Here is a 13,427-nt window from a genome sequence, read left to right as displayed (position 1 = left end):
GAGGCGCAACCGGCGCCCCCTATAAGGGGGCGCCGGTTCCGTTGGGGTGGCCATCCGTTTTAGCACGAAATTTGACACTTCCTTCCGTATTTCATTATATATATCGCCTTTCTTGAACAACGCCGAAATTTTCCAGGAGGATACATGTCCGAGGTTCTCGTCGTGGTCAGCAAGGTCAAGAAGATGGTCAAGGACGCCGGGTTCAGGACCGGCGGCGACTACGTGGAAGCCCTTTCCACCAAGATCAACGCCATGATCGGCGCCTCCATCGAGCGCGTGAAGGCCGATGGAAAGAAGAAGACCCTCGGCGCCGAAGACCTGCAGTAGCATCCCACCGTTCAGAGACGGACAGCAAAGAGTCTCGCGGCCGGGCTCAGGTCCGGCCGCCGGGATGTAATGGGAACCCTGGAGCGCGCCAAGACCGCAAGCCACCCTTGCCCGCCGCCGTCGGCGGAAGGCAAGGGTCTGCGCACATTCCGGGATTTCTGCGAGACGGCCCTGTACCATCCAGAACGGGGATTCTACTCCCGGCGCCGTCCGGCCGAGCACTTCTACACGGCGCCGGAGCTGCATCCCGCCTTCGGTTGGGCGCTGTCCCGGGCCCTGGCGCGCTGGCTCGACGGACTGCGCTCCCGCAGCGTCCCACCGCCCTACACCGTCGTGGAGATGGGCTCCGGCGCGGGACTTCTGGCACACCAGTTGCGCGAAGGCCTGCGGCGGGAGCGCCCGGACCTGGAGGCCGAGCTCTGCTGGGTCCTGGTGGAGCGCAGCCGCGCCCGCCTGCTGGAGAGCCTGGCCGGATTCGAGGACATGCCCGGGCGCGTCCTGGGCTGCGAGCGTCTCAACGAAGCGCCGGTCTTCCGGGGGGTCTTCCTCTCCAACGAGCTGGTCGACGCCCTGCCCTTTCATGTCCTGGAGAAGCGCCGCGGCCGCGTCCAGGAGCTCTACACCGACGGCTCCGGAGCCGCGGTCCTGGGCGCCCTGTCGACCCGGGCTCTGGAACCCCATGCCCAGGCCCTGGCCGCCTCTCTTGAGGAAGGGCAAAGGCACGCCGTCTGCCTGGAAGCCCGGCCGTGGCTGGGCCAGGTCGCTCAGCGCATGGAGTGCGGGTATCTGGCGACCATCGACTACGGCAAGCGCTTCGGGCCCGGAGACGTCAACGCCCCGCGCAGCTACCGGCGCCATACCATAGATGACCGCATCCTCGCCGACCCCGGGACGCGCGACCTCACCGCGCCGGTCGACTTCTCCGCCCTCATCACGGAGGGGGAAAAGCTGGGATTGGCCTGCGCGTCCTTCACCTCCATGGCCCGGTTCCTCCTTGACTGCGGCCTCCTGGACTGGCTGCCGGCCGGGTCGGATGCGGCGACCGTGACCGAGCGGGCCAGGCTCAAGACCCTCGTCCATCCGGAAGGCATGGGCGAAGCCTTCAAGGTCCTCGTGCAGACCAAGAGGGTGTGTTCGTGCTGAGCCCCTACGTCGTCATATTCCTTTTCGTTGCTGCCGGCGTCGCCTTCGGCGCCGGCGCCCTGATCGCGGCCAAGCTCCTGCGCCCCAGCCTGCCCTACGCCCGCAAGCTCACCACCTATGAATGCGGCATCAAGCCCACGGGTTCCAGCGAAGTCAAGCTCAACATCCGCTTCTACGTCTTCGCCCTGCTCTTCGTGGTCTTCGACGTGGAGATCCTCTACGTCTATCCCTGGGCGGTGACGGTCAAAGAGGTCGGGCCGCTGGCCCTGGCGGAGATGGCGGTCTTCCTGGCCATCCTCTTCATCGGCTTGATCTTCGCCTGGCGCAAGGGGGCCCTGGTTTGGGAATAGTCCTCGACAAGTTCCCGCTGGTCGCCAAGGCCGTCCCGGGCGGCCAGGTGGTGCTCACCAGCACCGACTACATCATAGACCTGGGCCGCAAGTACTCGCTCTGGCCGCTGACCTTCGGCCTGGCCTGCTGCGCCATCGAGATGATGGTGGCCTACGCCGGCCGCTTCGATTTCGACCGCTTCGGCGTGATCCCCCGGCCGAGCCCCCGGCAGGCGGACCTCCTCCTGATCGCGGGCACGGTCACCAAAAAGATGGCCGCGCCCATCGTCGAGATCTACCATCAGATGCCGGAGCCTCGCTTCGTCATGGCCATGGGCAGCTGCGCCAACTGCGGAGGGCCCTACTACGACTCCTATGCCGTGGTCAAGGGAGTGGACCGGATCGTGCCCGTGGACGTGTACATCCCGGGCTGCCCGCCCCGTCCCGAGGCCCTCATGTACGGGGTCATGGAGCTGCAGAAGAAGATCATGCGCATGAAGCTGGAGCGCGGCGGCGGCGCGACCTTGCAGGCGGAGAAAGGCAGCCGCACCCCGGCTGGAGAAGAGGCATGAGCGCCGGCTCAGACGTCGTCGCGAGGCTCCTGAAGGCGCTGCCCAAGGCCGCGGCCGCTACCCCGGTCAAGGACTACCCCACCGTGCGGCTGGCGGCCCCGACCGACCTTCTGCTGGCCGCGCGCCTGCTCAAGGACGAGTTGGGCTTCACCTACCTCGAGATGGTCACCGCCGTGGATTGGCTGGGGCCCACGAGCATGAGCGGCTTCGTGTGCAGAAGCAACCCGAACCCCTTGTCGCGCAAGCCCGCCGCTCCGCCCCTGGCCCCCGTCCCCGGTCCAGGGGTCAACTATCGCCCGGTCCTGGACCTGCTCTGGTCGTTCGGGAACCTCGGGGAGAACGGGAAGGTCTTCCTGCGCCTGGAGGTGCCCCGCGACCGCGCCGAGGTGCCCAGCCTCACGGGCCTTTTCGCGGCAGCGGATTGGCAGGAGCGCGAAGCCTTCGACCTCTTCGGCGTGCGCTTCGCCGGCCACCCCAACCTGATCAAGATCCTGACCCCGGATTTCCTTAAGGGCCACCCCCTGCGCAAGGACTACGTCCACGCGAAGGACCAGTACGATGAAGAGTAAAGAGTTGATCGTGGGTGGCCCCGGCCTCGAGATGGACACCATGTTTGTCAACCTGGGGCCCCAGCACCCCTCCACGCACGGGGTGCTGCGCATGGGCCTGACCTTGGCTGGCGAGGTCATCACCAAGGCCGTCCCGGACATCGGCTACCTCCACCGCGGCACCGAAAAGCTCATGGAGGCGCGCAGCTACGCCCAGTGCGTGGTCCTGACCGACCGCTGGGACTACTGCTCGGCCATGCCCAACAACCTGGCCTTCTGCCTGAGCGCCGAGAAGCTTCTCGGCACGCAGGTCCCGCCCCGGGCCCAGACCCTGCGCGTGGTCATGTGCGAGCTCAACCGCATCGCCAGCCACCTGATCTTCCTGGGGACCTACGGCATCGACATCGGCGCTTTCACGCCGTTCCTCTACGTCTTCCGGGAGCGGGAGATGATCCTCGACCTCTACGAGGCCCTTTGCGGAGCGCGCCTCACCTACAATTACATCCGCCTGGGCGGCGTGGCTTCGGACGTGGACGCGGACTGGATATCCAAGTGCCGCGAGTTCCTGGAGTTCTTCAAGCCGCGCGTCGACGAGTACGACACCTTGCTCTCCTTCAACCCCATCTTCCTCGCCCGGACCAAGGAGGTCGGCCTCATCTCCCAGTCCGCGGCGGTGTCCTGGGGGCTCTCCGGCCCGAACCTGCGCGGCTCGGGGGTGAGCTACGACGTGCGCAAGTCCGAGCCCTACTGCGGCTACGAGGCCTACGATTTCGATGTGCCGGTGGGAGAGCACGGCTCCTGCTGGGACCGCTACTTCTGCCGCGTCCAGGAGATGCGCCAGTCCGTGCGCATCGTCGAGCAGGCTCTGGCCAAGCTCCCTGAAGGGGAGCTCAGCGCCAAGGTGCCCAAGATCCCGAAGCCGCCGCCGGGAGAGGCCTATGCCCACGTGGAGGCCTCCCGCGGTGACCTGGGCATCTTCCTGGTCTCGGACGGGGGGGCGGCCCCTTACCGCATCCACGTGCGCGCGCCCTGCTTCATAAACCTGGCCATCCTGCAGGATATCCTGGTGGGCAAGAAGGTGGCGGACGTGATCGCGGTGCTCGGCTCTTTCGACATCGTGCTGGGGGAAGTGGACCGGTGACGCCCGCTGAGAAGCCGGTCTACCCCGAGCCCGTCCTCAACCGGCGCTCAGGCAAGCTCCTGACCGGGACCCGGTACTGGCCCACGGAACTCTGGCGCAACCCCTGGTCTTTGCCGCGCTACCGGGCCGGCGCGTTGTGGCTGGCGGGCATCGTCCTGGGCATCGCTGCGGTGGGCGCTGGCGTGGGCGAACTGGCGGCCTGGGGGGAGAAGCTCCTGGCCCTGCTGGGGCGCTCGGGCCTGCCCGCGGCCGTGGTGGCCTGGGTCTGGGTCCTGGTCAAGCTCACCTGCGTGATCGGCGTCATCGTGGCCAACGGCCTCTGGGCGGTCTGGTGGGAGCGCAAGATCTCGGCCCACATCCAGTCGCGCATGGGGCCCATGTACGCGGGCGGCTTCCACGGCTGGGCCCAGACCATCCTCGACACGATCAAGCTCCTGCTCAAGGAAGACGTCACTCCCGCGGCCGCGGACCAGGTCATGCACCTACTGGCTCCCATCGTGGCCATCGCGCCTTGCGTCATGGCCTTCGCCCCGGTCCTATTCGGCGACGAGCTGGCTGCGGCCCGCATCGACGTGGGCGTGCTCTACGTCTTCGCCTTCGCCAGCATCTCGGTCATCGGCGTGGTCATGGCGGGCTGGGCCTCGGGGAACAAGTACTCGCTGCTGGGCGGCCTGCGCGCGGCCGCGCAGATCGTCAGCTACGAGTTGCCCCGCGGCTTCTCCGTGGTGCCGGTGCTCATGTTCGCCAGCTCGCTGGACCTCGCGGCCATCGACCGGGCGCAGGCCGGCTACTGGCTGGGCTTCTTCCCGCGCTGGTTCATCTTCTACCCGGTGGCCGGCCAACTGGCCTTCATCTTCTTCCTCATCGCCTCGGTGGCCGAGACCAACCGCACCCCCTTCGACATACCCGAGGCCGAGTCCGAGCTGGTGGCGGGCTTCCACACCGAGTTCTCCGGCATGAAATGGTCCCTGTTCTTCCTCATGGAGTACGGCTACGTGCTGCTCGCCTCCTTCCTGCTGGCCGTCTTCTTCCTGGGCGGCGGCGCCGCGCCCCTGCCCCATCCGACCTTCATCCCGGCCTGGCTTTCCATCCCCAGTTGGATCTGGATGACCAGCAAGGCCATGCTCATGATGTTCGTCTTCCTCTGGTTCCGCTGGACCTTCCCGCGCCTGCGCGTGGACCAGCTCATGGATTTCAACTGGAAGTTCCTGCTGCCCTGGTCGTTCGCCAACATCGGCTTCGCCGGGGTCCTGGTCTACCTGCACATGCGCGGCTGGGGGCCGGGATGATCGCCTACTTCCGCCTGGTCTTCCGCTCGACCTGGGCCTTCGTGGAGGGGCTCTGGATCACTTTGCGCTATCTCTTCAAGCCCTCGGTGACGGTGCAGTACCCGACCGAGAAGCTCGTCCCTTACGACGCCTTCCGCGGGGCCCTGCTCTTCGACCCGGCCACGTGCATCGCCTGCAGCCTCTGCGCCAAGGCCTGTCCGTCGGCGTGCATAGCCCTCGAGAGCCAGGTCCATCCGGAGACCAAGAAGCGGGTGCCCAAGGTCGAGTGGTACACCTTGGACCTGGGCAAGTGCAACTTCTGCGGGCTCTGCCAGGAAGCCTGCCCCACCAAGCCCAAATCCGTCTGGCACGGCCTCGACTACGAGTTTGCCTTCTCCAACCGCGACGAGATGGTGCGCTGCTGGAAACCGGGTTTCCCGCTGGCTGGCCGCGTCTGGGACCCCAAGAAGAAGGCCTTCCGCGACCTGGAGAGCCATATCCCGGTCAGAGACGTGGAGGCCAGAAGATGATAGAGGCGATCGCTTTCTACGGCATGGCCGCCGTGGCGCTGACCGGCGCCGTGCTGGTCGTGAGCCTGCGCAACACGGTGCACTCGGCCCTGGCCCTGGGCTTGAGCCTATCGGGGGTCGCGGGCCTCTTCGCCTGCCTCGGCGCGGACTTCCTCTTCGCCGGACAGCTGCTCATCTACGTCGGCGGCATCGCCATCCTCATCGTCTTCGTGGTCATGCTGCTGGGCCGCACCTCGGACCTGCATCTGCGCCAGGTCAACCAGCAGTGGGCTGCGGCGCTGCTGGTCTGCGCCATCACGGGCGCGGGCCTCTGGCGCCTCGGCGGCCTCTACCGTCATGCCTCCGCCTTGGTCCCCGCGGCGGCCACTACGCGCGCCATCGGCCTGCTGATGCTGGGCGATTACGCCGTGCCCTTCGAGGTGATCTCCTTGGTGCTGCTCGCGGCGTTGTTGGGGGCGGTCTTCTTCTCGCGCAAGGATATCTCATGAGCCTGAGCCTCGGCCACTACCTCGTCCTGGGCGCTGCGCTGTTCCTGATCGGCCTCTTCGGCGCGCTGACCCGCCGCAACGTCATCGGCATCCTCATGTCCATCGAGCTGATGTTCAACGCCGCCAACATCAACTTGGCGGCCTTCAACCACTATCTGCACCCGGCCGGGGTCGGCGGGATGACCGTAGCTCTCTTCATCATCACCGTGGCCGCGGCCGAAGTGGTGGTCGGCCTGGCTCTGGTCCTGGCCATCTATCGCAACTCCGCGACCGCGTACGTCGAGGACTTCCACCTGCTGAAGGGATAAGAATGCTCGAACACGTCTACCTCATCCCGTTGATCCCGCTGGTGACCTCGTTCATCATCCTCCTGGCCGCGCCGGAGGACCCGCACTCGCCCATGCCTTATGTCGGCATCGCCGCCATCGGCTGGTGCCTGATCCAGTCCGCGGCGATCTTCTATGGCGCGGTGGCCGGCTCCGTCCATCTCCCCTATCAGATGGATTGGAACTGGTTCTCCTTTGGGGCCACCGTGGCCGGCAGGCCCTTCCTTTATGACATGCCCATCGGCGTGCTCATCGATGGGCCGGCCGCGGCCATGCTCATGGTGGTGTGCATGGTGAGCTTCCTGGTGCAGGTCTATTCGCTGGCCTACATGCACGGCGACGCGCGCTTCAAGCGCTACTACGCCTACCTCTCCTTCTTCACGGCCGCCATGCTCGGACTCGTGGTCTCCAGCAACCTCCTGGTCACCTTCTGCTGCTGGGAGCTCGTTGGATTCTCCTCCTATATCCTCATCGGCTTCTGGTTCGAGCGCCCGGAGCCGGCCTACGCGGCCAAGAAGGCCTTCATCACCACGAAGCTGGGCGACCTCGGGCTCTTCGTGGCGCTGCTGCTCATCTTCTCCCTGGTGGGCAGCTTCCAAATCCCGCAGATCGCGCAGTTCGTCGAGCGCGGCTACATGCCGGCCGGAGCCGCCACGGCCATCGGCCTGGGCATCCTCTGCGGCGCGGCGGGCAAGTCCGCGCAGTTCCCGCTCTTCATCTGGCTGCCCGACGCCATGGAAGGCCCGACCCCGGTCTCGGCCCTCATCCATGCCGCCACAATGGTCGCCGCCGGCATCTACCTGGTGGCACGATGCTATTTCATCTATGCCGCCAGCCCCACCGCCATGTTCACCGTGGCCTGGGTCGGCGCGCTCACGGCCTTTCTGGCCGCCACCATGGCCGTAGTCTCCTACGACATAAAGCGGGTCCTGGCTTTTTCCACGGTCTCGCAGTTGGGCTTCATGATGTGCGCCCTGGGCTGCTGGGGCTTCACCGCGGGGCTGTTCCATCTGTCCACCCACGCCGCCTTCAAGGCGCTTTTGTTCCTCTGCGCGGGCTCGGTCATCCACGCCGTGCATACCAACGACATGCGCCTGATGGGGAATCTCTCCAAGAAGATGCCGTTCACTTTCGCCGCCACATTCGTCGGGACGCTCGCCATCGCGGGCTTCCCGTTCTTCTCCGGCTGGTACTCCAAGGACATGATCCTGGAAAGGGTCTACGAGTTCGATCCTCAGCTCTTCGCGATCCTGGCCCTGAGCGCGGCCTTGACCGCCTTCTACATGTTCCGAATGGTCTTCATGACCTTCACGGGGACGGAGCGCGACCTCGAGCGCTACCGCCATGCCCATGAGTCGCCGTTGACCATGACCGTGCCCCTGGGTATACTGGCCATCCTCTCCGTCTTCAGCGGCGCCATCATGGAGCACGACCACATCTTCGAGCGTCTGGTGCACTTCGAGGCGCCCGCGGGCTTGGCCCCACATCTGCACGAGGCGCCGCCGGGGCTGGGCTGGATGGTGACGGCCGCCGCGTTCTGTTCCTTCCTGCTGTCCTATTGGCTCTACGGCGGGCCGAACTTCCGCGTGGCGGAAGACCTCAAGCGGCGCTTGGCGCCCCTGCGCAACCTCCTGGACCGCCGTTACTACCTCGACGACATCTTCCTGGCCCTGGTGGACCTGGGCGACCGCGTCGCGCGCCTGGCCTTCTGGATCGATGCGCAGGTCATCGACCGGATCTTCGTCGACGGCTGGGGTCTGCTCACGCTGGCGGCCGCGCAGCTCGGGCAACTCTTCGACTCGCTCTTCATCGACCGGATGGTGGACGAGACCGGAGGCCTGAGCGTGTCCCTGGGCGGCTCTTTGCGCTGGCTCATCCGGCGGGGGATGGTCCAGGAGTACCTGCTCTGGACGGCGGCCGTCTTGAGCACGCTCGCTTTCATGATCGCCTGGCGTTAAGGAGAATGGCATGAACATCCTCAGCCTCATCACCTTCCTGCCCCTGGCCGGGGCCCTGCTGGTGCTCGCCCTGCCCAAGGAGAAAGAGCGCGCGGTGCAGATTGTCTCGCTGCTGTTCTCCGGCCTCGCCTTGGTGCTGAGCGCGGCGCTGTTCTTCTACTTCGACCGGCAGACCTCGGATATGCAGTTCGTCGAGCGCCTGCCCTGGATCCCATCCGTCGGGGTGCAGTACTTCTTGGGCGTCGACGGCCTGTCCTTCCCCCTGCTCCTGCTGACGACTCTGATGACCTTCGTATCGCTGATCGCCTCCTTGAACATCAAGAACCGCATCAAGGAGTATTTCTTCTGGTTCCTGATCCTTGAAGTCGGGATGCTCGGGGTGTTCGCCGCCTTGGACCTGGTGCTCTTCTACGTCTTCTGGGAGATCACCTTGGTGCCCATGTACTTCCTTATCGGGATCTGGGGCGGCCCGAAGAAGGAGTACGCGGCCATCAAGTTCTTCCTCTACACTTTGACCGGTTCGGTCTTCATGCTGCTGGGCATATTGGCCGTGTACTTCAAGTCCAGCCCGCACACCTTCGACCTGCTGGTCCTGCTGCAGGCCCACCCCACCTGGGACAGGACCTTCCAGATCATCGTCTTCCTGGCCTTCTACCTGGGTTTCGCGGTCAAGGTCCCCGCCTTCCCGTTCCACACCTGGCTGCCCCTGGCCCACGTCGAGGCCCCGACAGCGGTGAGCGTGGTGCTGGCCGCGGTGCTGCTGAAGATGGGCGTCTACGGCATCATGCGCGTCTCCTACGGCATGCTGCCCCTGGGATTCCAGTGGTTCCTGCCCTTCTTGGTCGTCATCGCGGTCATCGGCATCGTCTACGGGTCGCTCTGCGCCATGGCCCAGAGCGACATGAAGAAGATGGTGGCCTACTCATCCATCAACCACATGGGCTACTGCCTGCTGGGCATCGCGGGCCTCAGCGTCACGGGATTCGCGGGCTCGGTCCTGGAGATGGTCAACCACGGCATCATCACCGGCGCGCTCTTCCTTCTCGTGGGCGTCATCTACGACCGGGCGCACACCCGCGACATCACGGCCTTCGGCGGCCTGGCCGCGAAGGTCCCGGTCTACGCGGGGATCATGTCTTTGGCCTGCTTCGCCTCCCTCGGGCTGCCGGGCCTGTCCGGCTTCTGGGGGGAGCTGCTCTGCTTCGTGGGCGCCTTCCCGCGCTGGAAGATCTACACCGCGGTCTCGGTCATCGGCTTGCTCGTGACCACGGCCTTCTTCCTGCGCATGCTCGAGAAGGTCTTCCTGGGGCCGTTCAACGAGAAGTGGAAGGACCTGACCGACTTGGACGCCCGGGAGTTGTGCGCCTTGCTGCCCTTGGTGGCGCTCACCATCTACCTGGGCATCTACCCGAAGCCCGCCCTGGACCTCATCAACGCCACGGTCGGCCACATGGCGGGACTCATCAAGTGACCCCATGCAGAACCTAGGCCTGCTGGCGCCCGAGATCGCGCTCTCCCTGCTCGGCCTGGGGCTGATGCTGGCCGACCTCCTGGTTCCGGCGAAGGCCTCCAAACTCCTCTATCACTTCGCCTGGGTCGCCGCGGCCGTGGCCCTGGTCCTCATCGCCCGCGGGCTCTCCGTCCCCGGCGGACTGCCCGCCGGCGGCGGCCTCTGGGTGGTCGATGCGATGAGCCAGTTCTTCAAGCTCGCGGTGCTCCTGTCCGTCATCATGACGGTCATGCTCTGCCTCGAGTACGGACAGCTGCCCCCGGCCCAGGCCGGGACGTTCTGCGCGCTGCTGATTTTCTCCGCCGTCGGCATGATGCTGCTGGTTTCGGCCACCGACCTGCTCCTGGTCTTCGTAGCCCTGGAGCTCATCTCAGTCTCCTCATTCGTCCTGGCGGGCTTCGAGCGCAGCAACCGCAAGTCCAACGAAGGCGCGATCAAGTACTTCCTCTTCGGCGCCTTCTCATCGGCGATCATGGTCTACGGGATATCGCTCTACTACGGCGCCACGGGGACCACCCGGCTGGTCGACCCGGCGAGCGCCGGCCTCTGGCTGCCGGCCTTGCAGTCCCAGGGCCCGGTGTTCAGCTTGGCCATGCTGCTCATCCTGCTCGGCTTCGGCTTCAAGGCCGCCATGGCGCCCATGCACTTCTGGGTCCCGGACGCCTACGAGGGCGCTCCGCTGCCCGTGACGGCCTTCCTCTCCGTGGCCCCGAAGATCGCGACTTTGGGCGCCCTGGCGCGCGTCTACATGATCCTGGTCCCAGCCGCGGGCCTGGAGTTCACCACGCTGCTGGCGCTGCTGGCCATGCTCACCATGACCGTGGGCAACACCGTCGCGATCTTCCAGGACAACGTCAAGCGGCTGCTGGCCTACTCCTCCGTGGCCCAAGCCGGCTACATCCTCATCGGCATCGTTTCCGCCAACGCGCTGGGCCTGGAGGGGGTCCTTATCTACAGCCTGGTCTACGTGGCCATGAACCTGGGTGCCTTCGCCGTGGTGCAAGCCGTGGGCGACGATGGATCACGCGGAGGCTTGGGGTCTTATGAGCTCGCGGCCTTCGACGGCCTCGCCCAGCGCTCCTTGTCCTTGGCCCTGCTCATGACTTTGTTCCTGCTTTCGCTGGCCGGTCTGCCGCCGCTGGCCGGCTTCATCGGGAAGTTCTACCTGTTCGCGGCGGCTCTGGACGCCGGCCGCAGCGCCTCCGGCGGGGCCAGCCCTGCGGTGTTCTACAGCCTGGCCGTAGTCGCGGTGCTCAACAGCGTGGTCTCCGTCTACTACTACATGAAGATCGCCTATCACATGTTCTTCGTGCCGGCCCCTTCCGGGACGCAGGCCCCGGCCCTGCACGCGGGCCCATACCTCTACGCCTGCCTGGCCGTGGCCGCGGCCGGAGTCCTGTACTTCGGGATATATCCCGACCCCCTCATCGCCAACGTCAAGCTCTCGGTCCCGCAGCTGCCCTGAGGCGCCCTAGCGGTTCCAGTTGAGGATGGCGGGACCCTGGCCGGAGCGCGCCGAGCGCGAGCGCCTGCGCCATAGGAAGAGCCCGGCCAGGAACAGGGCCAGAAGGCCTCCCCAGCGCCAGAGTCCTCCGGAAGCGACGAATCGCCGCCCCTGCTGCGCCGCGGCCCCCCGCACCCCCTGCAGCCAGTCCGCCTCCGGCGGCAGCTGCAGCGAGAAGGCGGCCAGGAGCAGCAGCGCCCCGGCCCCCACCATCAGGCCCGCCGCGGCCCGACGGTCCACGGTCCACACTCCCAGGTAGAAAGCCGCGGCAGCCGCCACCAGGCCGGGCGCGGCGAGCCCGAAGAAATCGAGGTCCGGGGTCTGCGCCGGCCAGGCGAAGGCGCCCGCGCCGAAGCGATAGAAGGCGGCCGCCATGCCCACGCCGGCCAAGCCCGAGGCCAGGCCCCGCAGCCAGGGGCGCCAGCCGGCCTGCGCGAGGCAGAAAGCGGCGGCCGCTGCGGCGAAGACGCCGGCCGCGGCCCAGTCCGGGCGGTCCGTGCCGTGCCACAAGCGCGCCATCACGGCCAAGCCCACCACGCCCGCCGCGACCTTGACGACCTGCCGCCGGTGCGCGGGCGCCGTCGGCAGGGGCGGCAGCGGTGAGGACGCCACGACGTGCGGCGCGGCCGGAGCCGGGGACGCCGCCGGAGCCGGCTCGGGGGCGGGTTCCGGTTCCTCGGGCGCAGCGGGGGCCATGGGTGCGAAGCCTGCGCCTGAATCGAAGCCTTCCTCTTCCTTCTCCGGGGGCGGCGGCAGGAGCTTGAAGGGCGAGCCGCTGGCTTCGACGTCGAGGAGCATGCGGGGGGATTCGAGCTCGCGCAGGACATGGCCCGCGCCGGCCGGACGCGCCGCGGGGTTCTTGGCCATGAGCCGTTTGATGAGGCCGGCCACGGCGGCGGTCACCTCGGGGCGCAACTCCCGCACGTCCGGCAGGGGGGCTTCGCGGTGCCGGAGCAGCAGGTCTCCCGCGTTCTTGGCCTCGTACGGAGGCCGGGCGGTCAAAGTGTAGAAGTAGGTGGCGCCCAAGGAGTAGAGGTCCATGCGGGGGTCGGGCGGTCCGCCGAAGGCCTGCTCCGGGGCCATAAAGTCGAAGGAGCCCATGGTGGAGATTCCTTCCGGCTGCGCTTCGGAGCGGCCGGTCATGACGGAGATGCCGAAGTCCATGAGGCGCACGGAGCCGTCGGGGCCGAGCATGATGTTGGCGGGCTTGACGTCGCGGTGCACCACGCCTTGGCGGTGAGCCGCGGCCAGGGCCAAGGCCGCCTCCTTGATGACGCGCAGGGCCTCTGCCGGCGGCAGGGGGCCGTCGCGGCCGACCTTGGCTTCGAGGTTCTCGCCAGGGAGGAACTGCATCACGATGTAGGTCTGCTCCCCGTAGACGCCGACATCGTAGACCTGGACGATGCGGGGGTCTTCGAGGCGCGCGGCGATGCGGGCTTCGGCCACGAAGGCTGCCGCGGCCGCGGGGCTGCCCAGCCACTCGGGGGAGACGACTTTGAGCGCGACGGGGCGGTCGAGGGGGATGTGATGGGCGCGGTACACGGCGCCCATGCCGCCGCGGCCGAGGAGGGCCTCGACGCGGCAGGGTCCGACCTGGCGGCCGAGCAGGGTGTCGTCCGGGGAGCCGGGCTGGGCTTCCGGAGCCTGGTACTGCTGCGGGGGCTCTTCGGCTACGGTATGCTCGACGGAGACTGGCTCGGCTGGCGGCGCGGCGACGAGGTCCTCGGTGGGGCTGGGCCGGGACGCGGGCGGAGAGGATGGGGGCTCTTCGGCTACGGCATGC

14 protein-coding genes are annotated in these 13,427 nt (G+C 67.0%); 13 read left to right on the top strand and 1 reads right to left on the bottom strand.

Annotation, left to right across the window (positions count from 1 at the left end):
* Positions 1 to 144: 144 nt before the first annotated feature.
* From NTY77_04345 to NTY77_04285, 13 genes are all read left to right on the top strand, one after another.
* A complete protein-coding gene (locus NTY77_04345) occupies positions 145 to 327 on the top strand; it encodes a hypothetical protein (protein MCX5794709.1) in 183 nt (60 codons plus the stop codon).
* 69 nt (positions 328 to 396) lie between these two features.
* Positions 397 to 1,470, top strand: coding sequence for an SAM-dependent methyltransferase (locus NTY77_04340; GenBank protein MCX5794708.1), 1,074 nt, complete (start codon positions 397 to 399; stop codon positions 1,468 to 1,470).
* A complete protein-coding gene (locus NTY77_04335; protein ID MCX5794707.1) occupies positions 1,464 to 1,820 on the top strand; it encodes an NADH-quinone oxidoreductase subunit A in 357 nt (118 codons plus the stop codon). The genes NTY77_04340 and NTY77_04335 overlap by 7 nt, the downstream gene beginning before the upstream one ends.
* A 47-nt stretch (positions 1,821 to 1,867) precedes the next feature.
* Complete coding sequence (locus tag NTY77_04330; GenBank protein MCX5794706.1) at positions 1,868 to 2,371, top strand: NADH-quinone oxidoreductase subunit B; 504 nt, start codon at positions 1,868 to 1,870, stop codon at positions 2,369 to 2,371.
* Complete coding sequence (locus NTY77_04325) at positions 2,368 to 2,940, top strand: NADH-quinone oxidoreductase subunit C (GenBank protein MCX5794705.1); 573 nt, start codon at positions 2,368 to 2,370, stop codon at positions 2,938 to 2,940. Before NTY77_04330 ends, NTY77_04325 begins: the two co-directional genes overlap by 4 nt.
* A gap of 31 nt (positions 2,941 to 2,971) precedes the next feature.
* Positions 2,972 to 4,060, top strand: a complete 1,089-nt coding sequence (locus NTY77_04320; protein ID MCX5794704.1) for an NADH-quinone oxidoreductase subunit D — start codon at positions 2,972 to 2,974, stop codon at positions 4,058 to 4,060.
* Positions 4,057 to 5,349 carry an NADH-quinone oxidoreductase subunit NuoH gene (nuoH, locus tag NTY77_04315; protein ID MCX5794703.1) on the top strand — a complete coding sequence of 431 codons (1,293 nt, stop codon included), beginning with the start codon at positions 4,057 to 4,059 and terminating at the stop codon, positions 5,347 to 5,349. The genes NTY77_04320 and nuoH overlap by 4 nt, the downstream gene beginning before the upstream one ends.
* Positions 5,346 to 5,858 carry an NADH-quinone oxidoreductase subunit I gene (locus NTY77_04310; protein ID MCX5794702.1) on the top strand — a complete coding sequence of 171 codons (513 nt, stop codon included), beginning with the start codon at positions 5,346 to 5,348 and terminating at the stop codon, positions 5,856 to 5,858. The genes nuoH and NTY77_04310 overlap by 4 nt, the downstream gene beginning before the upstream one ends.
* Complete coding sequence (locus NTY77_04305; protein MCX5794701.1) at positions 5,855 to 6,346, top strand: NADH-quinone oxidoreductase subunit J; 492 nt, start codon at positions 5,855 to 5,857, stop codon at positions 6,344 to 6,346. Before NTY77_04310 ends, NTY77_04305 begins: the two co-directional genes overlap by 4 nt.
* Positions 6,347 to 6,348: 2 nt before the next feature.
* Positions 6,349 to 6,654, top strand: coding sequence for an NADH-quinone oxidoreductase subunit NuoK (nuoK, locus tag NTY77_04300; GenBank protein MCX5794700.1), 306 nt, complete (start codon positions 6,349 to 6,351; stop codon positions 6,652 to 6,654).
* 2 nt (positions 6,655 to 6,656) lie between these two features.
* Positions 6,657 to 8,630, top strand: a complete 1,974-nt coding sequence (gene nuoL, locus NTY77_04295) for an NADH-quinone oxidoreductase subunit L (protein MCX5794699.1) — start codon at positions 6,657 to 6,659, stop codon at positions 8,628 to 8,630.
* 10 nt (positions 8,631 to 8,640) lie between these two features.
* A complete protein-coding gene (locus NTY77_04290; GenBank protein ID MCX5794698.1) occupies positions 8,641 to 10,101 on the top strand; it encodes an NADH-quinone oxidoreductase subunit M in 1,461 nt (486 codons plus the stop codon).
* A gap of 4 nt (positions 10,102 to 10,105) precedes the next feature.
* Positions 10,106 to 11,605: an NADH-quinone oxidoreductase subunit N gene (locus NTY77_04285; GenBank protein MCX5794697.1), complete on the top strand. Its 1,500-nt coding sequence runs from the start codon at positions 10,106 to 10,108 to the stop codon at positions 11,603 to 11,605.
* Positions 11,606 to 11,611: 6 nt separating this feature from the next.
* Here the strand turns inward: NTY77_04285 and NTY77_04280 are convergent.
* On the bottom strand, positions 11,612 to 13,427 hold a 1,816-nt coding region (locus tag NTY77_04280; protein ID MCX5794696.1), incomplete at its 5' end, for a serine/threonine-protein kinase.

This window comes from Elusimicrobiota bacterium (assembly GCA_026388095.1).
GTDB lineage: Bacteria > Elusimicrobiota > Elusimicrobia > UBA1565 > UBA9628 > UBA9628.
Note: the sequence above shows the minus strand (reverse complement) of the source record. Positions and strands in the feature narration are given on the sequence as shown.